This is a genomic window from Fibrisoma limi BUZ 3 (assembly GCF_000296815.2).
GTDB classification, from domain to species: domain Bacteria; phylum Bacteroidota; class Bacteroidia; order Cytophagales; family Spirosomataceae; genus Fibrisoma; species Fibrisoma limi.
Genome location: NZ_CAIT01000001.1, coordinates 1 through 23,319, shown reverse-complemented (window position 1 = coordinate 23,319; position 23,319 = coordinate 1). Strand labels below are relative to the sequence as shown.

Annotated in this window: 21 protein-coding genes; 11 read left to right on the top strand and 10 right to left on the bottom strand. The window is 52.5% G+C overall.

Going from position 1 to position 23,319, the window contains the following annotated elements:
• Positions 1–3: 3 nt before the first annotated feature.
• On the bottom strand, positions 4–657 hold the full coding sequence (locus tag BN8_RS00105) for a peptidoglycan DD-metalloendopeptidase family protein (protein ID WP_009279709.1): 654 nt from the start codon (positions 655–657) through the stop codon (positions 4–6).
• A gap of 33 nt (positions 658–690) precedes the next feature.
• Positions 691–1,965, bottom strand: coding sequence for an MFS transporter (locus tag BN8_RS00100; protein ID WP_040005162.1), 1,275 nt, complete (start codon positions 1,963–1,965; stop codon positions 691–693).
• Positions 1,966–2,115: 150 nt separating this feature from the next.
• Between BN8_RS00100 and BN8_RS00095 the strand changes: the two genes are divergently transcribed.
• Positions 2,116–3,621 carry a peptide MFS transporter gene (locus BN8_RS00095; RefSeq protein ID WP_009279707.1) on the top strand — a complete coding sequence of 502 codons (1,506 nt, stop codon included), beginning with the start codon at positions 2,116–2,118 and terminating at the stop codon, positions 3,619–3,621.
• A gap of 130 nt (positions 3,622–3,751) precedes the next feature.
• Here BN8_RS00095 and BN8_RS00090 read toward each other — a convergent pair whose 3' ends face one another.
• The 3 genes from BN8_RS00090 to BN8_RS00080 are packed head-to-tail and all read right to left on the bottom strand — an operon-like array spanning position 3,752 to position 6,305.
• Positions 3,752–4,090, bottom strand: coding sequence for a translation initiation factor (locus BN8_RS00090; protein ID WP_009279706.1), 339 nt, complete (start codon positions 4,088–4,090; stop codon positions 3,752–3,754).
• A gap of 56 nt (positions 4,091–4,146) precedes the next feature.
• A complete protein-coding gene (locus BN8_RS00085) occupies positions 4,147–4,968 on the bottom strand; it encodes an ion transporter (RefSeq protein ID WP_009279705.1) in 822 nt (273 codons plus the stop codon).
• Positions 4,969–4,991: 23 nt separating this feature from the next.
• Entirely contained in the window at positions 4,992–6,305 is a 1,314-nt protein-coding gene (locus tag BN8_RS00080; RefSeq protein WP_040005161.1) for an MFS transporter, read from the bottom strand.
• A 382-nt stretch (positions 6,306–6,687) separates the two neighbouring features.
• On the opposite strand from BN8_RS00080, the gene BN8_RS00075 reads away from it, so the two are divergent.
• From BN8_RS00075 to BN8_RS33515, 3 genes are all read left to right on the top strand, one after another.
• On the top strand, positions 6,688–7,395 hold the full coding sequence (locus BN8_RS00075) for a GNAT family N-acetyltransferase (RefSeq protein ID WP_040005168.1): 708 nt from the start codon (positions 6,688–6,690) through the stop codon (positions 7,393–7,395).
• 150 nt (positions 7,396–7,545) lie between these two features.
• A complete protein-coding gene (locus tag BN8_RS33520) occupies positions 7,546–8,745 on the top strand; it encodes a DNA polymerase III subunit gamma/tau (protein WP_229367592.1) in 1,200 nt (399 codons plus the stop codon).
• A 122-nt stretch (positions 8,746–8,867) separates the two neighbouring features.
• Positions 8,868–9,407, top strand: coding sequence for a DUF8439 domain-containing protein (locus BN8_RS33515; RefSeq protein ID WP_009279700.1), 540 nt, complete (start codon positions 8,868–8,870; stop codon positions 9,405–9,407).
• Positions 9,408–9,412: 5 nt separating this feature from the next.
• Here BN8_RS33515 and BN8_RS00060 read toward each other — a convergent pair whose 3' ends face one another.
• Both BN8_RS00060 and BN8_RS00055 read right to left on the bottom strand, forming a co-directional pair.
• Positions 9,413–10,411, bottom strand: coding sequence for a phosphotriesterase family protein (locus tag BN8_RS00060; RefSeq protein ID WP_144051540.1), 999 nt, complete (start codon positions 10,409–10,411; stop codon positions 9,413–9,415).
• A gap of 65 nt (positions 10,412–10,476) precedes the next feature.
• Complete coding sequence (locus BN8_RS00055; protein WP_040005160.1) at positions 10,477–11,607, bottom strand: tetratricopeptide repeat protein; 1,131 nt, start codon at positions 11,605–11,607, stop codon at positions 10,477–10,479.
• Between the two features lie 87 nt (positions 11,608–11,694).
• Here BN8_RS00055 and BN8_RS00050 point away from each other — a divergent pair, with 87 nt between their 5' ends.
• The 5 genes from BN8_RS00050 (at position 11,695) to BN8_RS00030 (ending at position 16,499) form a co-directional block, all read left to right on the top strand.
• Entirely contained in the window at positions 11,695–12,930 is a 1,236-nt protein-coding gene (locus BN8_RS00050) for a M16 family metallopeptidase (RefSeq protein WP_040005159.1), read from the top strand.
• Positions 12,931–13,117: 187 nt separating this feature from the next.
• Positions 13,118–13,597 (top strand): 2-C-methyl-D-erythritol 2,4-cyclodiphosphate synthase, encoded by a 480-nt coding sequence (gene ispF, locus BN8_RS00045; RefSeq protein ID WP_009279697.1) that lies wholly within the window; start codon positions 13,118–13,120, stop codon positions 13,595–13,597.
• 14 nt (positions 13,598–13,611) lie between these two features.
• Positions 13,612–14,739 carry an amidohydrolase family protein gene (locus BN8_RS00040; protein ID WP_009279696.1) on the top strand — a complete coding sequence of 376 codons (1,128 nt, stop codon included), beginning with the start codon at positions 13,612–13,614 and terminating at the stop codon, positions 14,737–14,739.
• Between the two features lie 93 nt (positions 14,740–14,832).
• On the top strand, positions 14,833–15,933 hold the full coding sequence (locus BN8_RS00035) for a mandelate racemase/muconate lactonizing enzyme family protein (RefSeq protein ID WP_009279695.1): 1,101 nt from the start codon (positions 14,833–14,835) through the stop codon (positions 15,931–15,933).
• A gap of 2 nt (positions 15,934–15,935) precedes the next feature.
• Positions 15,936–16,499 carry a GNAT family N-acetyltransferase gene (locus BN8_RS00030; RefSeq protein ID WP_009279694.1) on the top strand — a complete coding sequence of 188 codons (564 nt, stop codon included), beginning with the start codon at positions 15,936–15,938 and terminating at the stop codon, positions 16,497–16,499.
• Positions 16,500–16,575: 76 nt separating this feature from the next.
• Here the strand turns inward: BN8_RS00030 and BN8_RS00025 are convergent, their stop codons facing one another.
• Positions 16,576–18,672 carry a peptidoglycan DD-metalloendopeptidase family protein gene (locus tag BN8_RS00025; RefSeq protein WP_083882473.1) on the bottom strand — a complete coding sequence of 699 codons (2,097 nt, stop codon included), beginning with the start codon at positions 18,670–18,672 and terminating at the stop codon, positions 16,576–16,578.
• Positions 18,673–18,953: 281 nt separating this feature from the next.
• Between BN8_RS00025 and BN8_RS00020 the strand changes: the two genes are divergently transcribed.
• Both BN8_RS00020 and BN8_RS00015 read left to right on the top strand, forming a co-directional pair.
• Positions 18,954–20,000 carry an aminopeptidase gene (locus tag BN8_RS00020; RefSeq protein ID WP_009279692.1) on the top strand — a complete coding sequence of 349 codons (1,047 nt, stop codon included), beginning with the start codon at positions 18,954–18,956 and terminating at the stop codon, positions 19,998–20,000.
• 29 nt (positions 20,001–20,029) lie between these two features.
• A complete protein-coding gene (locus BN8_RS00015) occupies positions 20,030–20,818 on the top strand; it encodes a DUF3108 domain-containing protein (protein ID WP_009279691.1) in 789 nt (262 codons plus the stop codon).
• Here BN8_RS00015 and BN8_RS00010 read toward each other — a convergent pair.
• A complete protein-coding gene (locus tag BN8_RS00010) occupies positions 20,804–21,817 on the bottom strand; it encodes a GNAT family N-acetyltransferase (RefSeq protein ID WP_144051539.1) in 1,014 nt (337 codons plus the stop codon). The genes BN8_RS00015 and BN8_RS00010 overlap by 15 nt on opposite strands.
• A gap of 33 nt (positions 21,818–21,850) precedes the next feature.
• The gene (gene dnaA, locus BN8_RS00005; protein ID WP_040005158.1) at positions 21,851–23,260 is read right to left on the bottom strand and encodes a chromosomal replication initiator protein DnaA; all 1,410 of its coding nucleotides are present in this window, start codon (positions 23,258–23,260) and stop codon (positions 21,851–21,853) included.
• Positions 23,261–23,319 lie beyond the last annotated feature (59 nt).

Below are 23,319 nucleotides of genomic sequence, written 5' to 3'. Positions count from 1 at the left end.
GGATTAGAGCCCGGCGATGCCCAGTAATCGGTTCGGATCAGGACAGATGCGTAGCCAGTAAGCACGCTCCGACAGACTGCAAACACCGGGGAAGTCGCCGGTCAATCCTAGCATATCAGTCATGAGCTGAAAGTGCAGGTGTGGAGGCCAGTCGCCGTTTTCGGGATAGGGGCCAATTTCGCCGATTTTGTCGCCGGCTTTGATTTTCTGTCCCCACAGCAAGCCATTCAGCGACGACCGGCTCAGGTGGCCGTACAGGCTGTAAAGAGGCCGATAATTTACTTCATGCTCCAGAATAATCGTCGGGCCGTAGTCGCCGAAGTTTGCGTTGTCCTGAAAGCTGTGCACGACCCCATCCATGACGGCAAACACGGGCGTGCCGGCTTCGGCCCAGAAATCGATACCCAGGTGAACGACCCGCGGCTCCACCGTCTGCTGGAAGTGTTCGCTACGTCGGTAAATGACCCGATGTTCGTTGTAGCCACCCACGCCAACTATGGCCCCGGCTTGTTGGAGCTTACCGAACACGTAGTCGTTGAAGACCGCCGTGTTGGTTAGATCCAGCGTCGCGAGGTCGGGGTTAGTCGCTGAGAAATCAAGAACGAGATACGGGTCTTTTGTAAAATCAAACGGTAACAGCATGGGTCTTCTGAGCATGAAGGCGCAAGTTACGTAGCAGGGGCATAGCCCTCAAACGGTCGTTAGCTTTGCTTCGTCGGTATCCTCAGCCAGTACAATTTCCTTTGTCGGATCAATGACCAACCAAAGCAGGCTGCTGCACAGCAGGAGAAAGGCAATCAGAAACAGCGGCAGGTTATAGTTGCCGGTGGCATCCACAATTTTTCCGAACAAAATGCCCAGAAAAAAAGCGCCGAGTTGGCCGGCCATGTTCATTGCGCCGGATACCGTACCGGATTTACTCCGCCCAATGTCTACGCAAACGGCAAACGATACCGGCAACGTCAGGTCTTTAAACGCCATACCCAAGGCCAGCAACAAAGCCGCCGTCTGGTTATTGGTCGCCAGAGCCGCAGCCAGCATCACCACACTCGACATACCCATGCCTACAATACCCACGGCTCGCCGACCGGTTTTCAGGCCGTATCGCCTGGCGATGTAGTCGCTGGCATAGCCGCCGGTAAAGCACCCGATGGCACCCAGCATAAACGGTAGGGTAGCAAAGAGCTTCATCTGGTCTTCGCTGAACTGCCGGCCATCCTGTAGGTACGTAGGCAACCAGCCGGTGAAGAAATACGCGCCGTACATGTAGAAATGAAACATGAGCATAATGGCCCACATGTTCCGGTTGCGCAGGATTGCCCGCCAGGGAATCGAATGACTGTGCATTTTGAAGCTGCGGGTAGCTTCGATATGGTCCCGTTCTTCTGTGCTTACGCCGGGTTGATCGCGTGGGAAATCGCGAAACCAGCCGTACCAGGCCAGCGCCCAGATCAACCCGATACCACCCATGACCCAGAACGACGCCCGCCAGCCAAACGCAGCCGCCACCGGCACGACAATCAAGGGCGATAGCGCCCCACCGATCCGGCCGGCTGCCCAGATAAACGACTGCGCCCGACCCGTTTCGACCGCCGGGAACCACCGCGAGATAACGATCGACGCGTTGGGGTACGCACCCGCTTCGCCAATACCAAACAAAAACCGGATAACTACGAGATACGTCAGACTAGCCGCCGTGCCCGTCAGCACCGTGAACGCCGACCACCACGTAACAACACGGGTCAGCACCCGTCGCGGGCCAATACGATCGCCCAGTACCCCGGTTGGTACCTCGAAGAGCGCATAGGCCAGCGCAAACGCGCTCAGGACGTAGCCAAACTGTTCGTTGGTCAGGTCGAGATCCTTCTTCATCCGGGGACCAACCACCGAGATGCAGACCCGATCGAGATACGTAATGATTGATAAACAAAACAAAAAGCCAAGAACACGGTACCGATAACGCATAGAGGCCGTTGGGTTAGGGCGAACAGGCCAACAAGATAGCATTTGCCGATTTTATACCCAATCAGTATATTTACCGTTTCCTTTTTCGTTATTATTCATCAAAATTCTGTCAACAGACGCGTTAATCACCGCCCCGGCGGTTTGTATTGAATGGAAGCAACCATCGAAAAACCAGTTCGCGGTACCACCGTGCTGGGCCATCCTGCGGGTCTCTTCGTGCTTTTTTTCACCGAGATGTGGGAGCGGTTCAGCTACTACGGTATGCGGGCCATCCTCCTGCTGTTTCTGATCGACAACGTTCGCGGAGGCATGGGCTTGTCTGAGCTCGAAGGCGCTGCGATTTACGGCTTATATACCTCCTCCGTTTATCTGCTTTCGCTGCCCGGCGGCTGGGTGGCCGACAATTTGCTGGGTCAGCGGAAGTCGATTTTTTACGGCGGTCTGATCATCATGCTCGGCCACATCATCCTGGCTATCCCATCGGGTCCCGGCGTCTTTTACGCTGGCCTTTGCACCGTTGCACTGGGTACGGGCCTGCTCAAGCCGAACATCAGTAGCATTGTGGGCGAACTGTATCCAGAAGGCGGTGCCCGCAAGGATGCCGCTTTTTCGATTTTCTATATGGGCATTAACACCGGTTCACTGCTGGGTATTTCGGTGGTTGGCTACTTAGGGCAGAAAGTTGGCTGGCACTACGGTTTTGGGGCGGCCGCCATTGCGATGGCCCTCGGTATCATTACGTTCCGGACGTTCGGACAACGGTATCTGGGCGATCTCGGTAACTACGTAGCCCGGCCGACAACCGACGCTGGCCCGTCTTCGGGCGGCAATCGTTCTTTGTTGGTGTTCATCGCCGGCCTGGTCGTTATTCTGGCCGCTCTGCAATTGACCGGTGTGCTGGATCTGACCACGGCGCCGGGACTGGCTCAGGCTATGGGAGCCATCATATCGCTTACCGCCTTTGGCTATTTCGTCTACATCCTGACCGCGGGCGGGCTGGATGCCACCGAGAAAAAACGCGTAGTTGTGCTGTTCGTGTTTTTCCTGGCGTCGGCTGCGTTCTGGGCGGGCAACGAACAGCAGGGCTCTTCACTGCAAATTTTTGCCGATCGTTATACGCAATTGACCATATTAGGCTGGCAAATGCCGTCGAGCTGGTTTCAGAACCTGAACCCTGCGTTTATTCTCATCTTCTCGCCGGTGCTGGCCGGTCTGTGGATTTTCCTGGCGAATCGCAACATCGACTTTTCTGTACCGGCCAAGTTTGCCACGAGCCTGCTTCTGCTGGGGCTGGCTTATGTTGTCATGATCTTTGCCTCCGAGGTCGCTATAACGGGCGTACGCACCTCTCCGCTGTACCTGACGTTCACCTACCTGTTTTTTACCCTGGGCGAACTGTTTCTGAGTCCGGTCGGCTTGAGTGCGTTCTCCAAACTGTCGCCCAAACGGTATACCAGCCAGTTGATGGGTCTTTGGTTCGTCGGCTCTGCCCTGGGCAACCTGATCGCCAGTCTGTTTGCGGGTGGATTCGACGAGAGCAACGTAGCAGAAATGCCCAGCCTGTTCCAGAGCGTCGCGGTTTTCAGTCTGGGTTTTGGTGTACTGTTACTCGTTCTGGTCAAGCCATTGCGGAAGTGGATGGGAGGGATTCGGTAAGCACGAATGGTTGTGTCAGGGCTGACAAGCGCGTTTTCAGGTCGCGATCCTGCTGAACGGCGCCCCAACATGTGAGGAGCGAGTCAAAGCAGTTATCCGTTAGATTCGTAGTGAAGGCCACGAATGAGCATCAGCCCCCGGCTTTTTTCGCCTTGTAGCCTTTTCCGGTGAGCCACGTCAGCACTTTGTCGCGGTGATCGCCCTGAATCAGAATTTCATCATCTTTTACTGAGCCGCCTGTTCCGCAGGCGGTTTTTAGTTGTTTGCCCAGATCGCTCAGGTCGTTGGTGCTACCCACAAAACCACGCACCGCCGTCACGACTTTGTTGCCGCCGAGTTTAACCAGCCAGATCTTTAGATTTTGCTGCGCCGGAGGCAGGGTTTCGGCTTCTGGTTCGTCGTTTGTCTGGTAATCAAAATTCGGGTCGGTCGAATAAACGACGCCCCCATTTCGGTTCTTCTTGCTCATAGCCTCTGAAAAATTAATGACGTAACAGGCCCATTCCGCTATTCGTTCGGCCAGGGTTAAAGCTCCTGGCCACAGTGCGGACACCGCTTTCGGGTCTGTGATTTATGCCCGCGAATTTCTTCCGTAAAACCAGACACCAGAATACTGGTCGGTAATGCAAACAGGGTGATACCCATTATGGCCGCGAGGCCGCCGACAAACTTACCAAGTGGGGTTATCGGATGAATATCACCGTAGCCAACCGTTGTCATAGCACTTACACCCCACCACATCGTGGCCGGAATGCTGGAAAACGCCTGCGGCTGGGCCGGATGTTCGATGTAATACACAATGCTCGATATAATGATGAGCATAAACACAACGAACGCCAGGCTCAACAGCAGTTCCTCTTTTTTATCGCTAACGACCCGCTGAATTACCCGTAGCGCGTGTGAATACCGCGAAATCCGGAACAACCGGAAAATCCGGAACAACCGCAGTAACCGAACAATGGCCAGATCGGTGGCGAACAGCGTAAAGTAGAAAGGGAAAATAGCGAGTAGGTCAATGATGGCGCTTGTGGAGACTATGTACCGTAGCCGTCCCCAGAACCAGTGTCGGTATCGTTCATTTTCGACACTTACCCAGATACGCAGGCAGTATTCAATGGTAAAAAAGACAACGGAAAATAATTCAAAGTCGTAGAACAGCCTCGCGAATTGACGATTGTATTCCGGTATCGTATTCAGCACAATCGCGATGGCATTCAACGTAATGATGGAGATCAGGACTACGTTAAAAATCAAGCTTATTCCCCGACGGCTCCCCGACGAGGTTTCCAGAACGCGGTATACTTTACGACGAAAGCTAATCATGGTGTTCGACAGATCGGTGGTCATGCAAGCTACGACCGAAACGCGAATTACCCTTGACTGGCGACCCGATAATGGCGGAGCGTGAAAAACGCTGTAAGTACAGCCAGGAAAGCCAGTAAACCGGCTATCTTGCCAATAGTAGGTGCCGCCAGGTAGTTGAGGGCGTGTCCGGAAACAAACGACCCGGCAATATCCGACAGATTGACAAACGCCATGTAGGTGGTGAACTGCGACCCTTCAACGCCTTTCCGACAGATGGCCATCAGCACCGGCATCGCGGCAATGCTGAGACTGGGGTCCATGAAATACAGCGCAACAAGACCTGTTCGGGCTACATCGCGAGTCTTCCACCAATCCGAAATCAGATTGAAACCGATCAGGTAGGCAGCTATAATGGAAATAACGATCACCAGCAGCCGCCGGGCTCCGAAGCGATCGGCCAGAAATCCGCCAGTGAGGGCAACGACCGTAGCCAGCAGCATTCCGTACGTACCGGTCAGCACGGAAACCGACGTATCGGTCCAGCCAAGCGATCGGATCAGGTGAAAATTGAAAGCCCGCGAGAAGAGACTGATACTCAGATATCCGGCTATTACGGCCCCAAACAGCAGCAGACTTTGCCGCGCCAACAACCCTCGGAACAGCTCTGAAAACAGCCACTCAAACGAGTGGTCCGGATGCGACCCTGCCAAAGCCTGTTCCGATGAACGACGGACGGCCCAGGGAACCAGTGCATCCCCAACCCGCTCCCGGATAAAGAACGTAACTATGGTGAACAACAACAAAGCCGCTGATTGCGCTAGGGCTGCATAAAAGAACCCATCATACCGGATAATGTGCGACAGGACGGCGGCTCCTACACCAATGCCAATCAGGAACCCGGCCCGCATGAACGCATTTATCCGCCCCCGTTCTTCTTCCGGAATGACTGAAATAGCGAGCGCATCGACGCTCGCATCCTGAATCGACGCAAAGACACTGTGAATGAAAAAAGCCGCCATCAGCCCGGTTATCTGCCCAACCGGATTATTGATCAAGAGAATACCCAGCGATGCCAGAAACGCCAGAAACTGCGACAGGAGTACCCATGGTTTTCGGCGACCCATTACTGACCCCTGAAACCGATCGATCAGTGGCCCCCAAACAAACTGAAACGCCCAGGGAAGCCCGACCGTAGCAGCAAATTTTCCAATAACTTCCGGCTTTACCCCCTCCGCGGTCAGGTAGTTGGACAGGGCGGTGAGGGCAAACCCCGACGGGATACCCTGCATGACATACAGGTAGAAGAAAACGCCATACCGCAAGGGTCTACTTTCACTGAGCGTTAGTGGATACGAGTCCGATGGAATGTGAGACGTCACGATATGTCGTAGTTATCCTAGTTAATCGATAGCCGATTAAGTAGTGATTAAATTTTCAACAAACGCCCTGTTGAACATGCTTTGTTTTAACCGTTTGTGAACTATCCCCGTAAAATCCTGTTATCACTATTGCACGACCCGGATAATATATCTAACATTGTCCGCGTTTTGTACGCACAACCAATGGCAAAGCTCGTTTACATACCGGCCTTCCTTCACACTACGCCATTTCGGTTTAGGTCCGAAAGGACCATATAATTATGTTTTGCCTATGCGGTAAAACTTTTCCGACCGTTATCAATTTCACTAACAACATTTTCTAACAACCAACACGGATCACCTTGTCTCCGTATGCGATAGTATGATCGCACAAAAAACGACGATGGTCAACCACGAAGTAGTCAACGATCAATTCATTGTTCAGGTCGCCAACGAGAATCATCTGCGGCTGGCCGAAACCATATGCAAAGAGATGGAGCAGAGCGCCAAAGCCCGCGGGACGGGAATTGCCAAGCGTTCGCCTATCTACGTAATGGAAAAAATGCTCGAAGGCAAAGCCATTATCGCCACCACACTCTCGGGTGAGTGGGTTGGTTTTTGCTACGTCGAGACCTGGGATCACGGTAAGTTTGTGGCCAATTCCGGCCTGATCGTGCACCCTGAACATCGCAAGAGCGGTATTGCTACGCGCATCAAAGCGAAAGCATTTGAGTTGTCGCGGACGCGCTTTCCTGAGGCTAAAATTATCGGTCTGACAACGAGTCTGGCCGTGATGAAGATAAATTCCGACTTAGGCTACCAGCCCGTAACACTCAGCGAACTCCCCGCCGACGAAGCGTTCTGGAAAGGCTGCCAAACCTGTGTTAACTACGACATTCTGAGCCGGACAAACCGCAAGCACTGCCTCTGCACAGGTATGCTCTATGACCCGGAAGAGCATAAGAAAACGGAGAAAAACGAAAAGTGGAACTTCTTGAAAGAATCCAAATTGTATGAGCGCTGGATGCGGTTAAAGGAACGTATTCTGCTGCGTCTGCATCTTCATGATCGTCAGCGCAAACCGGAGCGGGAACTGGAACCTGTTCATTGAGTCCGCCCATACAATGATAAACAGCCACGCCTTTCCGATCGGAAAGGCGTGGCTGTTTAATCGCATTTTGGTTGTGAAAGATCGCCATCAGCAGGCAGTTTCGAGCCAGATTTCCGTTTGAAATCCGCCCCCTGAATGCTAACTTGCGGTATGGAAAATTTTGTGGTCTCAGCCCGAAAGTACCGGCCCGCGACCTTTGATACGGTCGTTGGGCAGGAGCATATCACCACTACGCTCAAGAATGCCATCAAAACCAATCACTTGGCTCAGGCTTTCCTGTTCTGTGGACCGCGCGGGGTCGGCAAAACGACCTGCGCCCGGATTCTGGCCAAAACCATCAATTGCCATAACCTAACGCCCGAGGGCGAAGCCTGCAACGAGTGCGAGTCCTGCACGAGCTTCAACCAGAGTGCTTCCTTTAACATCCACGAACTGGATGCGGCTTCTAATAACTCCGTTGAGGACATCCGTAATCTGATTGATCAGGTACGGTATCCGCCCCAGTCCGGCAAATACAAAATCTATATCATTGACGAGGTGCATATGCTCTCGTCGGCGGCTTTCAATGCCTTTCTGAAGACACTGGAAGAACCACCTTCGTACGCTATTTTTATTCTGGCGACTACTGAGAAACATAAAATCCTGCCGACAATCCTGTCGCGCTGTCAGATTTTTGATTTCAACCGGATTCAGCCGCAACACATTGCCAGTCACCTGGCCAGCATTGCGCAAAAGGAAAGCATAACGGCCGAGTCCGACGCGCTTGATCTGATTGCTCAGAAGGCCGATGGCGGTCTGCGCGACGCCCTATCGATGTTCGATCTGAACGTTACGTTCTCGGCCGACCGGACTATTCGGTATAAGGAAGTGCTGGACAATCTGCACATCCTCGATTACGATTATTACTTCAAACTCACGGACCAACTGCTGACGGGCGACCTGACCCAAAGTCTGCTCACGCTGGACGAAATCCTGCGGAAAGGTTTTGATGTGCACCAGTTTGTTGTGGGTTTATGCCGCCACTTCCGTGATCTGCTCGTCTGTAAAGATCAGGCAACGGTGCAGCTATTGCAGGTGACCGAAAACGTCCGGCGACAGTACCTGGAGCAGTCGGCCAAGGCACCTATGTCGTTTTTGCTGTCGGCGCTGAGCATCGGCGGGCAGTGCGACATCAACTTCAAACAGGCAAAAGACCAGCGGCTGCACGTGGAGCTGGCGTTGATGAAGCTGGCTAACCTGCGCAACGTACTGGACTGGAACACGTTACCCACTACGGCTCCCTCAGAGGCACCGCTCAACGGGGCCGAAAAAAAAACAGCATACCATCGCTTAACGGAAGCGAACCCGTAGCTGCTACGTCCGGAATTCCGCTCGAAACGCATCCGATTACCAGCGAGCCGGTCAACGGTTATAAGCCAGCCAATGGCCTGTCCACTCACCATGAGGCTACTCCGCATACGAACGGCACGGCCGTGGCCCATGCTGCTCAACCGGCAGTTGCCAGTACAACCAAAAATCCGCTGCCTCCCCGGCCCCTCCCACCAACGAGCCGACTACGTACTACGGTAAGTCTGACCGCTACGCCAACGGCGGGTTCGGCCAATACCGATCAGGCGGTAGCGGTTGTGGCTCCTACCCGACCGGATAAGCCGTTCATTTTCGAGCAGTTGAAAGCCTGCTGGGATTCTTTTGCGCAGCAACGGCAGCGACAGACCGGCTCCATGAGCGAACAACTGGTACTGAATCGTGACTTGCGGCTGGAAGGCACAGCCATTCACCTGACCCTCGATAATCGGTTGCAGGTGGACATTCTCACCGAGTTAAAACCCGATCTCCTTGCCTGTCTGCGCGATACGCTGCAAAACAGCCAGATCACGATTGAACACGAGGTAGTGGTTATTGAAACAAAAAAACTCATCTACAGCCCGCTGGATAAGTTCAACTACATGGCCGAAAAGAATCCGGCACTTCATGAGCTGCGAAAGGCGCTGGGGTTAGAGGTTGACTATTGATCTGGTCAAACAGTTAGCCTAAACGCTTCAACCGGATTGTCGATCAGAATCTGTCTGAAATCCCGTTTTGTAAATCCTTTCTTTTTCAGTTCTGGCATCAGGCGCTTGAACAACACCGTATACTCGCGACCCATGTTACCGCCGTCGGGTTTTTCGGGGTCGTACCAGCCGGCATCGTGGGAAAGCAGCGTACGATGTAAGAATTTGTTCTCTTTCATCAGCAACAGTGTCTCGACGTACTTGTCTACGTTGCTGTTATCGAGTCCATCCAGGCTCACCCACGCTCCATCCCGAACGGCCCGGGCGTAATGAGACATGTTGTTCCCCTGCGCGTGTACCCACACGAACGCGTCGGGCCGAACGCCTTCCTGCTTCACAATGTCGATCTGCTCAAAGGCCGGTACGTAGGGGCCGGTATGTGAGCAAATGGTCAATCCTGTCCGCTTATGGGTTCGGGCGGCAGCCGTGATCAGTTTACGGTGCATATCCGATAGCGGGCCGGGATTGACGCCAATCTTAATGAAGCCCGGTTTGATACCCGTATCCTCAATACCTTTTTCAAAGTCAGCGACCCAGCGATCGGCGAGCTGGTCGGCGGTTTCGGTAAACGCATGCGGTGGCAGAAACTTGTTGTCAACCGCGCCGTAGTAGCCGGTGTTGGTCAGAATATGAATCCCGGACTCCGCCGATAACCGGGCCAATAGTCGTGGGTCCTTGCCCAGGTAAGCCGGAGTGCAGTCGAGAATCGCCTGGCAACCAAGCTGTTTTAGCTCCTGGAGATAAGGCAGCATCGTAGCTGCGACTTTATCCCGGTTCCAACGGCCATAACCGGTTTTATCGGCTCCTATGAAATCCACCAATACGTGTTCGTGAATAAGCGTCAGGCCCAGTTGATCAGCCCCGATTGGCCCACGAACGGTCATTATCCGGCCCGACGAACGAAAAGCCAGAGATGAAGCTCCGGCGAGAATGGTTTGGAGAAAACGGCGACGATCGTATGACATAGCAAACCGACACATCCAACGGAATCTATTGAATGCACCGCCAAACTACGCAATTACGTAATACCTCAGCTTTTTGTGTAGTTCTTTGCTTCGCGAACCAGGCCCTTGTACTCACTGATCTTAAGCACCCGCTTGTAGTATTCTTTCGCCCGGTTTGGATCATTAGCCCGGGCCGCAATACGGGCCAAACCGGCGCAGGCCATGGCATTGTATTCCATCGTGTAGGCTCGGTTGTAAGGTAATTTCAAGGCTGCCTGATAGTTCGCAGCCGCTTCCCGATCGTTCTTTGACAGATGTTCCTGCAGCAGGCCATCAAACACTCTGACAGCCAACGGAACCAGCTTATGCTGAATCTGCCGTAGCTGCTGCACATAGGGCTGAGCCTCTGCATACCGCCCGGATAGCAGCAACGTTTCTGCGTTAATCATCGCGAACAGTGGGTTGTTGGGATATTTATCCGCCAGGTATTTGGTATAGCCAATAGCCTTTGCTGGCTGATTTTCATGCTTGAGGTAAATATGCGCCAGATAATAGCAGGCGACGGGTCGCATAAATAACGCTTTTCGCGTAGCAACGTCCATCTGCTTCAATCCAGTCTGCATATCGCCGTCCTGGAAGAAAAACATAAACGGCCGGACTACCGGATGGTCCATCGGATAGCGCTTCACGTAGTAGTTGTATAAGCCCGTCGTGAAGTAAAAATCCGTGCTTTTATTCATCAACGCGAAGCCATCCTTCATGTAGGTATACGCCTTTTTCGACTCGGAAACGGCTTTTAAAGACTCCCCCTGGTTGTTATACAGAGAAGCTAAATAGCTATGTGCCGTCAGGGCAAAAAAGATAGCTTCAGGGTCCTTTTCATTACGCCCCAGCATTCGTTTCGCCTGTTCAAGTCCCTGCAGCGTGGCCTGAGTGAATTGCGCCGTTGCAGCCGTGTTTTCATGAACCGGCAGGTATTGAAGCTCGAGTTGCGTAGCGCGCAGAATTGGTCCGACCGGGTGTTGCGGATACCGGGTTCGAATTTGTCGGATGAGGGTCTCGGCTTCATCGAACTCCATGTTGTAGATCTTATCCAACGCCTGCTGAATGGTCTGTTGAAGACTGGGATCAGTCAGCACCTGCCCATTCGTCAAAGCAGGCAGGGACGTAAGAATGGTGAAAAAAAAAGCTTTCAGGATGCGGAGCGTAGGCACCATGTAACGACGTTTGATTCTATACGGCGAGGGCCGTACATTTGTTGTACTGCGAGTTGCTTAACGAGGCTTTTTCGCAAAAAGTTTGGCATGATTCATTACGAGCACTTTGTTTTAGATAACGGATTACGGGTATACGTCCACGAAGACGAATCAACCCCAATAGCCGCAGTTAATATTCTGTACAACGTCGGTTCACGCGACGAAGATCCGAACCGGACAGGCTTTGCCCATTTGTTTGAACACCTGATGTTTGGTGGTTCCAGACACATTCCGAGCTACGACGAGCCGTTGCAGAAAGTGGGCGGGGAGAATAACGCCTTCACCAGCCCCGACATCACCAATTACTACATCACGCTGCCTTCGGCGAATCTCGAAACGGCATTCTGGCTCGAATCGGACCGGATGCTGAGCCTCTCGTTCGATCCGCAGGTGCTGGATGTGCAGCAGAAAGTTGTGATTGAGGAGTTTAAGCAGCGGTATCTGAACCAACCCTACGGCGACGTGTGGCTAAAAATGCGCCCACTGGCTTATCAGCAGCATCCGTACCGCTGGGCGACCATCGGCAAGGACATCAGCCACATTGAAAACGCCACCCTCGACGACGTTAAATCATTCTTTTTCAAATACTACCTGCCCAATAATGCGGTGCTGGTCGTGGCCGGCAATGTAACGGTCGAGCAGGTAAAGCAGTTATGTCAGAAGTGGTTTGCCCCCATCCCGGCGGGCGATCCTTACGTTCGTCAATTACCGAATGAACCGGTTCAGACCGAAGCCCGGAAACTCGAAACCAGCGCCAACGTACCACTCAACGCCCTGTATAAAGCGTACCACATGCCCGGGCGCTTCGATCCGGACTTCCAGGCCACGGACTTGCTGAGCGACATGCTGGGACGTAGCAAATCGTCGAGACTGTATCAGCAACTGCTGCGGCAGAATCCACTGTTCAATAATATCTCGGCTTACATCACATCCTCCGCCGATCCGGGTCTGCTGGTTATTCAGGGCACACTGAACGAAGGCGTTACGTTAGAGGAAGCCGATGCTGCCGTTGAAGCCGTTGTACAGGATCTGATCGATAACCCGGTAGCCGATGAGGAACTGGCCAAGGTCAAAAACCAGGCCGAAGCCACGCTGGCATTCTCGGAAGTGGAGTTGCTGAACCGGGCTATGAACCTGGCGTTTGCCGCCAACGCCGGTGATCCCGAACTGGTTAACCAGGAAGCCGACAAGATTCAGGCCGTTACGCCAGCCGATGTGCAGCGCATGGCGCAGCAGGTTCTCCGCAAAGACAACTGCTCCACGCTGTATTATCGGGCCGCGTAGGTCGAGCCTATTTCTTGCTGACGACGCGAAAGAGTTAAACTTTCCGTTCGTTTTTCGACAGGATTTGGAATACGTCACAGACAGGATGTCCGGTTTCGACGCAATCGACAAGGCAATTAATACAGCCGCCAGACGGCCTATGGCTATAAAAACCGGCTTTTATCAACCCACCAATTAACAACCCACTGTGAAAATCCGCGTAGGACAAGGATACGACGTTCACCAACTTGCCGAGGGCCGACCGTTCTGGCTCGGCGGCATTCTCATCCCCCATACACACGGCCCCGTCGGGCATTCCGACGCCGATATTGTCTGCCACGTGCTCTGCGACGCGCTGCTGGGAGCGGCCAATATGCGGAACATTGGCTACCACTTCTCCGACAAAGATCCGCGCTGGAAGGGCGTCGATAGTAAACTGCTGCTGACCGAAGTTCTGAAAATGGTCCGTGGCGCTGGCTACGACGTATCAAATGTGGACGTAACGGTGGTGCTGCAGGAGCCAAAACTCAACCCCCACATCCCGGCCATGAAGGAATGCCTGGCAAAGGTCATGCAGATTCCGGAAGAAGATATTTCGATCAAAGCGACTACGTCCGAGCATATGGGTTTTGTCGGGCGGCAGGAAGGCATTGCGGCTCATTGCGTAGCGCTTATCTTTAAGGATTAATTACAAGACTGACTATGCGTAACAACCTGATTCTGCCTTTACTACTTACCGCAAGCCTGGCCTACGCCCAACCTAAGGTCTCCACCCCAGACGGCCCGGTTGACTTTGAAGAATACGAACCCGTATCGACGCTTAAGGTTGCCGAACATAAGCTGACCCGGGCCAAGTACCCGTTCATCGACGTACACAACCACCAGTATGAGATGGACCGGGCCGACCTGAATTCCCTCATTGCTCAGATGGATGCACTGAATATGGGGCTGATGGTGAACCTGAGCGGCCGTGGTTTCAGCAGCAATACAGCCGAGAGCACGAAGTTTTTCGATGGAGCGCTGACCAACATCCAGAAAACGAATCCGAAACGAATCGCGCTGTTCACCAACATCAACTTTGCCGGTGTTGGGGAGAAAAGCTGGACCGACCAGGCCGTCCGAACGCTCGAAGAGGACGTCAGGAAAGGCGCGAAAGGCCTGAAAATTTACAAAAGCCTCGGGTTTAACGTAAAAGATTCGGAGGGCAAACGTGTTCGGGTAGACGACCCGCGTCTGGACCCGATCTGGGCGAAATGTGGCGAACTGGGCATTCCTGTGTTGATTCATACCGCCGATCCGAAGCCGTTCTGGGACCCCATGGACCGGTTTAACGAGCGCTGGCTTGAGTTGAAACTGCACCCCGGCCGCAAACGCAGCGATAACAACCCGGTAGCGTGGGAGCAACTGATTGCTGAGCAGCATAACGTCTTTCGCAAACATCCCAAAACGACGTTCATCAATGCCCACATGGGCTGGTATCCCAACAACCTCAACAAATTGGACAGCCTAATGAAGGCCTTTCCGAACATGGTGGTCGAAATTGGGGCTGTTATTGCTGAGCTGGGTCGTCAGCCACGCGCTGCCCACAACTTCTTCGTGAAGAACCAGGACCGGATTCTGTTTGGTAAGGATAGCTGGGTTCCTTCTGAATACTCAACGTACTTCCGGGTCCTGGAAACTGACGACGAGTACTTTCCTTACCACAAAAAGTACCACGCATTCTGGCGGATGTACGGCCTGGCTCTGCCCGATGACGTATTGAAGAAGGTGTATTACAAAAACGCCCTGCGCATCATTCCGGGCTTAGATAAGAGTCAGTTTCCCCAATAGGTTTCTTAAACGCAGAGACAACAGAGGCTTTCGCAGAGTTCGCTGAGCTATCTCTGTGTCCTCCGCGTAAACTCTGTTACCTCTGCGTTTAAAATGAAAATTACTCAGATCACCCTCTACCGCTACGATATACCGCTGAAGGCGCCCATCGCCATCTCCCTCGGTACCATTGAGCACGCCAGGAACCTGCTTATCGAGATTCAGACGAGCGAAGGCATTACCGGCTGGGGCGAGGGCTCGCCGTTCTGGATGATCGTTGGCGAAACGCAGGCGTCCGGGCTGGCGGCAGCGCAGGACATGGCCCGGCTCCTGCTCGGTCGTGATCCGCTCGATATTGAAGGTTGTCTGACGGCGCTGACCCGTTACCTACCCGGCCATCCAACTACCCGCAGCGCTTTCGACATGGCCTTATATGACCTGGCGGCCAAAGCGGCCAACATGCCGCTATACCAGTTTCTGGGCGGGCAGAAACGGACGGTCGTTACGGACGAAACGATCTACCTCAATTCGCCCGAGCGCATGGTCGAGGATGCCCAACGTATTAAAGCCAACGGGGGCGAGGCTGTCAAGGTAAAGCTGGGCACCAACCAGCGCGACGACATTCGGCGGGTCGAAGCAATTCGGCTTGCCCTCGGCGACGAAACCCCCATACGGACCGATGCCAATCAGGGCTGGGACGTAGTGACGGCGTCGGCTGTACTGCGCACCATCGGTGGCTGGAACGTTCAGTACTGCGAACAGCCTATCCGACGCTGGGACGTATCCGGGCTTCGGCAGGTTCGACAGGCGTCGCCCGTACCAATCATGGCCGATGAGTCGCTGTTCGATGCCCAGGATGCCCTTCGGCTGGTACGAGAAGAAGCCATTGATTATTTCAACATTAAGCTCTCGAAAAGTGGCGGCATCTTCGAAGCCCTGAAAATTAATGCCATTGCCGAAGCCGCGGGCATACCCTGCATGATCGGTTGCATGTCGGAGTCACGACTGGCTATTACGGCGAATGCACACTTTGCCTCAGCCCGACAGAACGTTACGTTTTTTGACCTCGACGCTCCCTTTGAACACGCCCTGGACCCGGTCGTGGGTGGGGCCATTTATGCGGGATACGCCATCAGCCTGCCTGATTCACCCGGTATTGGAGCCAATGTTGATCCAGATTTTTTGTCCAAACTCGACCGCACTGTCATTTCCTAGCTATGCTCATTACCACCGTTCAAAGCGAAGCCGACATACAAGGTATTCTGGCGCTTCAGCAGCAGAACTTACCGCGTTCGCTGGCGCCTGAGGTACAGGCCGCGCAGGGCTTCGTAACCGTTGAACATAACCCGGACACCCTGCGCCGGATGAACGAAGCCGCGCCGAGCGTTATCGCCAAAGACGGTGATACGGTGGTCGGCTACGCCCTGACGATGCTGCCGTCGTTCGGTGCCGATATTCCTGAGTTGCTCCCTCTTTTCTGGCGGTTAAACACAACAAAATATCACGGACGACCGCTGAGTGCATATGATTACTACGTCATGGGACAGGTGTGCGTAGCGGATGGCTACCGTGGCCAGGGTATATTCGACAAACTGTACCAACACCACCGCGACGTGTACAGCGACCGATATCAACTGCTGATCACCGATATTGCCGAGCGCAACACCCGATCGCTACGAGCCCACGAACGGGTTGGCTTTCAGCACATCAGTTCCTTCTATGACGACCTCCTGGGCGAAAGCTGGGTGATTGTCGTCTGGGATTGGCAGGCTTTCCAATAACGCAATTTTCCTATTTTGTTACGGCCCTTGGTTGTCCTGATAGGTAGCGTTTTGTACAGCCTGCTGTCAACGTTGATCAGTTGATTATTAACCGCCGGCTCAAAACAGTCTCTTTGTGCTGAAACAATAGCCAATACGTACTTTTAGGTAATCCATGCAGCGGTAATACAACGGCTGATTGATCAGTTACCTCAAATCGTTTGAGGGGGCGTCCAATCATGTCAGTCAGTAATAGGGTTTCAAATTGATTGCGGGTTGGCCAGGTAACTATGCACTGACTGCTGGCTGGATTTGGATACACCTGAACAGACAGAGCCGTCGTATCTTCGAGTGCAGTGACTAAAACAGCAACCTCATTTGATTCAATTATCCCACAGGCCTGCTTGTTCTGCACTTTGTAAACCCCGCCCTCATTTGCATTATATGTTGCGCCGGTAGCCCCCTGAATAGGCTGGCCATTCAACAACCACTGGTTTCCACTAACTAAGCTGGATGTTAGTATAAAACTGTTCTGGGTGATAACTGGCTTAATCAACTCGTTAACAGTCAAAGTCATGCTTTTACTGACCGCTGGACAAACGCCATCAGCAACAGTGACGGCATACGTACCGCCCTGGCTTGCCTGATACGTACCATTCACGGCACTGGGAATATCAACTCCATTGCGCTGCCATTGAATTTTGGCGGACCGAGTATCCGAGGCTTTAACTGATAAGACCGCCTGTTGACCTTGACAAACCGACGTATCGCCCGGCATTAGCGTGATGGCAAGCGGTTTCCATATCGTCTGGTCAATAGTGTTCGACACGTACCCGTTCAATTCGGCCGTGTACTTTCCAGGCTGGCGAACAAGCAGTCGTTGGCCAGCAATATTGGGTATGACCTGGCCGTCTTTTTTCCACACAATCTCACTGCTTTCCAGATTGGCGGCTAACGTTACGGTATCCCCCTCGCACAACGGCCCTTTTTTAGACGATTCGACCAGTAGCACATCCGCTGATTTATTGGTAATCAAGAAAGAATGCTCAAATTCTTTACCTCCATACGTTACCCGAATCTTCCACATACCCTCAGGAGCATCGGCTGGTATTTGGTTTGAATACCACCAATAAAATGTCGTGTAGTCGTTTGTAGCCTTAGCGGTATACGCTGCAAAAACGCTCGAGTTCGGTCTAATGATCTGAAACAGGATGTTATCATTAACGCTCATATCCCGGCCAAATGCGTAGAAATAAAATAATTGACCGGGTTTGGCGATCTGTACTTCGTTGGATTGATTGGCTTGTGGCGGGCAAGCCCCTAAAATGGGTTGCTGATCATGAACGCTAATGCGATTGATTACCTTTTCGAGATAAGTCGGCTGTTCTTTCCACCACGAATCAGTTGTTGACGGATTACATTGCCCGGCATACGGATCAATCAGTCTATTGGCGGCATCGTACACTTCGAAATGCAAATGGGGTCCTGATGATCGACCGGAGCTGCCTACAAAGCCCAGAAACTCACCCTCCGAGACGCGCTGACCAATTTGCTTAGCCGTTAATGAACCCCGCTTGAGGTGACCGTACCACGCTACGGACCCATCATCGTGGCGAACGTACACCGCATTCCAGTCAGTAGCCGAACTGGTCGCCGACCCACAACTTTGGTCTGCATTACCGTCTGTTTTACCAATAATAGTTCCTGGGGCTCCAGCTACCACCATGATCTCCTCCCTGGCCATGGTTTGCCAGTCGTAAGGCCACAGGGATAGATCAGTACCACGGTGCTGATACCCGTTCTTCTGATCGTACGTACGCCGGCCACAATTATAATCCCTGTTTGTAGCCGAATATTGATTAAAGTCCGTTGCTCCTATCGCCGGATCGTGGTCGACGAAGTTAACAATGGTGTAGAAGCTGTACTGTGGAGTTGACCTTGCTTTTTTGAGTGGGAATACGAACTTGGGATGCTCAGCCGACTGACGTGATTGCTTGGTAAGCCGCAGCAGCTCTATTTTTTGACGAAGATACGCCTGTATCTCCCGGTGTTTTTCTTCGCTTAAGCATGGTTGCTTTATTTCCTGATAAACACCTACCCCAGCAGTTGGTGGAGGAGGGTTCAGATGCTGTGCCTGAGCGTTCATGGAAAGCCCTAACCCAGTGCATATGGCATAGAATAAAGTCTGTTTCATGAGATGTGTATAGATAGCGGATAGCGATAACTAAAAATAATACCTTTCTACAATAGGTACAAAAGCTGGTTTGTATCCGGTAAGTGGAAAGTACCTTCGTGCCTAAAATTACCGGCTGCTTAACTGCTTTTGCTTAGAGCAGGACTGATTGCCTGACGTAAGGCCGAACAAATACAATAGTTTCTATTTCTTGTAACTATGTTTATATATCTTGACCAGTTGACGGTGCCCACCGCCGTTTTTTCGTATTTTTGTTACGTAGTCGTTCCACCTTACGTGGCATGTGGAAAAAAGTAGGCATAGGGGTGTTGTTGGTTTTGCTTGTCATAGGTGTGTGGCAGCGTGAACTAATCAGCTACGGCCTTATGCAGGGTCGCGGCCAACTGCGCATTTTATTCAATACTAAGCCCGTAGATGAGGTGTTGGCAGATGCTTCCTTCCCGGATTCGCTCAAGACAAAAATTGAACTTATCCAGGAAATCAAGCGTTTTGCCATAGACTCTGTCGGGCTTGATCCTTCGGGTAGCTATGAATCGTTTTATGATCAGCACGGAAAGCCGATCCTATGGGTAATAACGGCCGCCGAACCTTATAAACTGGTTGCTAAACAATGGAATTTCCCCATAATTGGCACCTTTTCGTATAAAGGTTTTTTTAAAAAAGATCGTGCTGACGAACAAGTAACTGAGCTAAAGCAGGCGGGTTGGGATACCCGGGTAGGCGAGGTCTCGGCCTGGTCAACATTAGGATTTTTAAAAGACCCTATTCTGTCCAGCATGCTTGAGCGGCCGGTCGGAAGCCTGGCCGAACTGATCATTCATGAGCTAACCCACGGGACGTTGTTCGTAAAAAATAGTTTGGAATACAACGAGAATCTTGCTGATTTTGTCGGAGAATACGGTGCCTTGCGCTTTCTGGCGTTTAAATACGGGAAAGCGTCCGAAGAATATCAGAACTACCTGGCCACTAAAGCGTTTTATGACCGGTATGACGAGCATATCTTACGGGGCACTCAAACGCTTGACAGCCTCTACGGGTCTTTTAAACCAACGACACCGGTGGCCGTCAAAGATTCATTGAAGTGGCAGGCAATCCGGCAGATCGTTGTCACCTCGGATACGATTCGGGATGAGCGGAGTACGGCAACACGTCGTTCGGTAAAAAAACGGTCGTTGAACAAACTAAACCTACCGAACAACGCGTATTTTATCGGGTATCTAACGTACCGAAAACAGCAGAATCGCTTTCGGGAAGAGTTTGTTACCCGGTTTCATAGCGACTTTAAGGAGTACCTGACATATTTAAAAAAGACATATCCATCTTTGTAATGACCCCCGTCGTGGGAAGCTGTTGATTTATGAAGAAGTTCTTGTTGGGCATCGGTGTACTAACCCTTATTGCGACAGGTTTTTCGACCATGGATACCTATCGGCGAGTGGTTAATAATAGCTTTGGCCCAGGCGAACATATTGAATACCGCGTTCATTACGGCTTTCTGAACGCAGCAGAAGCCATCGTGGATGTGAGTCCCACGCTGTATAAAGTGAACGAACGCCCTTGCTACCGGGTCAACGTCGACGGACGTACTGTGGGGGCATTTGCGCTGGTCACGAAGGTGCGCGATACGTGGCGTTCCTATATCGATACGAACGCCATTCTGCCCCAGAAGTTTTACACGAGTCTGCGCGAAAACAATTACCGGAAAGAGGAGAACATTACGTTCAACCACCTCAACAATACCGTTCGGGCAGAGGAGCGTACCGAACGCGACGTTTTTCACGTGCCCGACAATGTGCACGATGTGGTGAGCAGTTATTATTTTGTGCGGACCATCGACTTCAGCAAGCTGAACGTTGGGCAGGTAGTTGAAGTCCCGGCTTTCTACGACGACACCATCTATAACATGAAGGTCAAGTACCGGGGCAAAGACGTCATCAAAACAAAGTTCGGCCGCATCAACGTATTGAAACTGACACCCATTATGCCGCCCAACAGTTTCTTCAAGGGCGACGACGCCATCAAAATCTGGGTATCCGACGACGCTAATAAGATTCCGCTGAAGGTGGAGGTTGAACTGGCTATCGGCTCGCTGGATATGGATATCCGGCATCATGCGGGGCTAAAACACCCACTACGGTTTTTCTGATCGTCGGCGGGTTTGCGGCCTGATGATACGTCTGACTAATTTTTCTACCCGGTTGAGCCGATTCCAGCGCACGGAGTAATATGGCTCTTTGACTGCCCCAAAGCTTCCGTAAAAAGCGGTAATCGACGCTTTATCGGGGCTCTCAAAATCAAGAATAAGCGGCTGACCGGCCTGTCGACGAATCAACTGATCCAGCAGCAACGTTCGGGCCTGCCCCTGCCGACCGTCTGTTGAGGCCGCATTGAACAGATAAATAATCCGGTCGCCTTCCTGCACAAACAATGCTCCGGCTTCGATACGCCCGTTACGCACGGCGTACTGGAGCGTCGCCAGCCCGCGCCGGCTTAGTTCCACGACTAAATTTCGGAAGATTGTATAGGCCCAGTCGGCCACTCCCCCATCAATCGCATCGGCATGGTATTCTCTAAACAAGTCGATGATGGGCTCCGGGTCTACAGATTCTTCAACGACCCACCCTGCCGCCAGTGCCCGACGGAGGTTCAACCGGCGGTCGGCAGAATAACCGGCGACCAGTTGTTCGTAGCTGGCTGATAAATCAAGCGTATGCGTAAACTGTTCACGAACCTCAACGGCAATTGGCCACACTGCGGCAGGCGATTTGACGCAGAAGATTGACCCGTATCGAAATTGGCGGCAGACAAGCGCATAGAACGGTTCGACGGAAAGGGCTGGTCCGGTAGCGAACACGCTCAGAAACTGGCAGAAAACCGGTTGATGGACAACCCAGGCATACCTCATTCCGGCAATTCGCTTTCGACGCAAAGGCACCGGCAACACAGCTCGATATCCACCGTTTTGATCAGTCAGAACGACAGCCATCCAGCACCAGTCAGGTTTGGGCAGAACCGCGTCCAGGTACCAGCTATATCCGTAAACCGTCCGTTGACTCGACGACGACACACAGGTGTTCCAGGCCAGCTCATTCACCTGGGAACGATCCAGGAGCCGAAGCTCATTCGGCAGAGTACTCGCTACCATGGGGCCACAGTCATGAAGGTAAGGGGCTGGCGGTTATTTAAACTGTGCTTTCAGCTTCTCGATGGCATCGCGGGTTTCGGCTTTCTTACTCACCAGTTCGCTGATTGTCTGGATAGCGTGGATGACGGTACTGTGGTCGCGCCCGCCGAAATGGTAGCCGATTGACTTAAGCGGCAATCCCGTTTTTTCCTTTGCCAGGTACATAGCTACCTGCCGCGGGTACACGAGTTCGCGCTTACGGGATTTTGACTTCAGTTCGGCAATGGTCACGCCAAAGAAATCGGCCACGACCTCCTGCACCGAATCGATCGTTACTTCCCGCTCCGAATCCTCGACAATGTTACGCAGGGTGTGCTTGGCCAGTTCCAGGTCTATTTCGCGTCGGTTGAGCGATGCCTGCGCCATCAGCGATACGATCACGCCTTCGAGTTCGCGGACGTTGGTGTTGATGCTATGGGCCAGGTACTCAATTACATTGTCTTCGATATAAACCCCTTCGGCCTGGAGTTTTTTCTGAATAATGGCAATACGGGTCTCCAGATCGGGCGTTTGCAGATCGGTGGTCAACCCCCACTTAAAGCGCGACAAAAGCCGATCCTCCAAGCCATCGAGGTTTTTCGGCGCCCGGTCGGACGTCATGATGATCTGCCGGCCCGACTGATGAAGGTGGTTGAAAATATGGAAGAAAATCTCCTGGGTTTTCTCTTTCTTCTGAAGGAACTGCACATCGTCCAGCACCAGCACATCAACCTGCATGTAAAAGCTGCTGAAGTCTCGGAGTGTATCGGTTTTGATGGCGTTCAGAAACTGGTTAGTAAACTTCTCCGACGTTACGTACAGGACGAACTTACCCTGGTTGTTATTCTTGATGTAGTTGCCGATGGCCTGCACCAGATGGGTCTTACCAAGGCCAACGCCCCCGTAAATCATCAGCGGGTTAAACGACGTAACGCCCGGCCGCTGCGCTACAGCATAGCCTGCATTACGAGCCAGCCGGTTACAGTCGCCTTCAACGTAGTTGTCGAATGTATAGCTTGGGTTCAGGTACGAATCCAGCGTCAACGAATCGAGGTCTTTGAGCTGAAAGGGACTTTTCAGAATATCGGGATTGACATTATCGGGTTTGGCAGTTTGCGTCGACTTAGTGGTCGGTACGTTAACGGTCAGCGGACGGTTCGTTTCGTTGCCCTTATCCACAATAATCGAATACTCCAACTGACCGTCGCGGCCGATGGCATGATCGAGAGCCTTACGCAGGACATGCACGAAATTTTCCTCCAGCCATTCGTAGAAAAACTGGCTTGGCACCTGAATGGTCAGTACGTGACCGTTGAGCCGAAGTGGAACAATCGGTTCAAACCAGGTTTTAAAACTTTGTTCAGGCACGCTCTCCCGGATTACGTGCAGACAGCGATTCCACACCGTCATGACTTCACGCTGCATGCCTGTCTGAGTAGTTACGTTCACGGGACATCTATAGGTTACGTTGGGTGTCGCTCAAA

Coding starts and splice junctions, on each gene's coding strand:
- BN8_RS00085 (WP_009279705.1), bottom strand. CDS start 4,968: ATGACCACCGATCTGTCGAACACCATGATTAGCTTTCGTCGTAAAGTA.
- BN8_RS33520 (WP_229367592.1), top strand. CDS start 7,546: ATGGAAAATTTTGTGGTCTCAGCCCGAAAGTACCGGCCCGCGACCTTT.
- BN8_RS00040 (WP_009279696.1), top strand. CDS start 13,612: ATGCGTAACAACCTGATTCTGCCTTTACTACTTACCGCAAGCCTGGCC.
- BN8_RS00030 (WP_009279694.1), top strand. CDS start 15,936: ATGCTCATTACCACCGTTCAAAGCGAAGCCGACATACAAGGTATTCTG.
- BN8_RS00020 (WP_009279692.1), top strand. CDS start 18,954: ATGTGGAAAAAAGTAGGCATAGGGGTGTTGTTGGTTTTGCTTGTCATA.
- BN8_RS00075 (WP_040005168.1), top strand. CDS start 6,688: ATGGTCAACCACGAAGTAGTCAACGATCAATTCATTGTTCAGGTCGCC.
- BN8_RS00055 (WP_040005160.1), bottom strand. CDS start 11,607: ATGGTGCCTACGCTCCGCATCCTGAAAGCTTTTTTTTTCACCATTCTT.
- BN8_RS00095 (WP_009279707.1), top strand. CDS start 2,116: ATGGAAGCAACCATCGAAAAACCAGTTCGCGGTACCACCGTGCTGGGC.
- BN8_RS00060 (WP_144051540.1), bottom strand. CDS start 10,411: ATGTCATACGATCGTCGCCGTTTTCTCCAAACCATTCTCGCCGGAGCT.
- BN8_RS00100 (WP_040005162.1), bottom strand. CDS start 1,965: ATGCGTTATCGGTACCGTGTTCTTGGCTTTTTGTTTTGTTTATCAATC.
- dnaA (WP_040005158.1), bottom strand. CDS start 23,260: ATGCAGCGTGAAGTCATGACGGTGTGGAATCGCTGTCTGCACGTAATC.
- BN8_RS00010 (WP_144051539.1), bottom strand. CDS start 21,817: ATGGTAGCGAGTACTCTGCCGAATGAGCTTCGGCTCCTGGATCGTTCC.
- BN8_RS00015 (WP_009279691.1), top strand. CDS start 20,030: ATGAAGAAGTTCTTGTTGGGCATCGGTGTACTAACCCTTATTGCGACA.
- BN8_RS00050 (WP_040005159.1), top strand. CDS start 11,695: ATGATTCATTACGAGCACTTTGTTTTAGATAACGGATTACGGGTATAC.
- BN8_RS00090 (WP_009279706.1), bottom strand. CDS start 4,090: ATGAGCAAGAAGAACCGAAATGGGGGCGTCGTTTATTCGACCGACCCG.
- BN8_RS00105 (WP_009279709.1), bottom strand. CDS start 657: ATGCTCAGAAGACCCATGCTGTTACCGTTTGATTTTACAAAAGACCCG.
- BN8_RS00035 (WP_009279695.1), top strand. CDS start 14,833: ATGAAAATTACTCAGATCACCCTCTACCGCTACGATATACCGCTGAAG.
- BN8_RS00025 (WP_083882473.1), bottom strand. CDS start 18,672: ATGAAACAGACTTTATTCTATGCCATATGCACTGGGTTAGGGCTTTCC.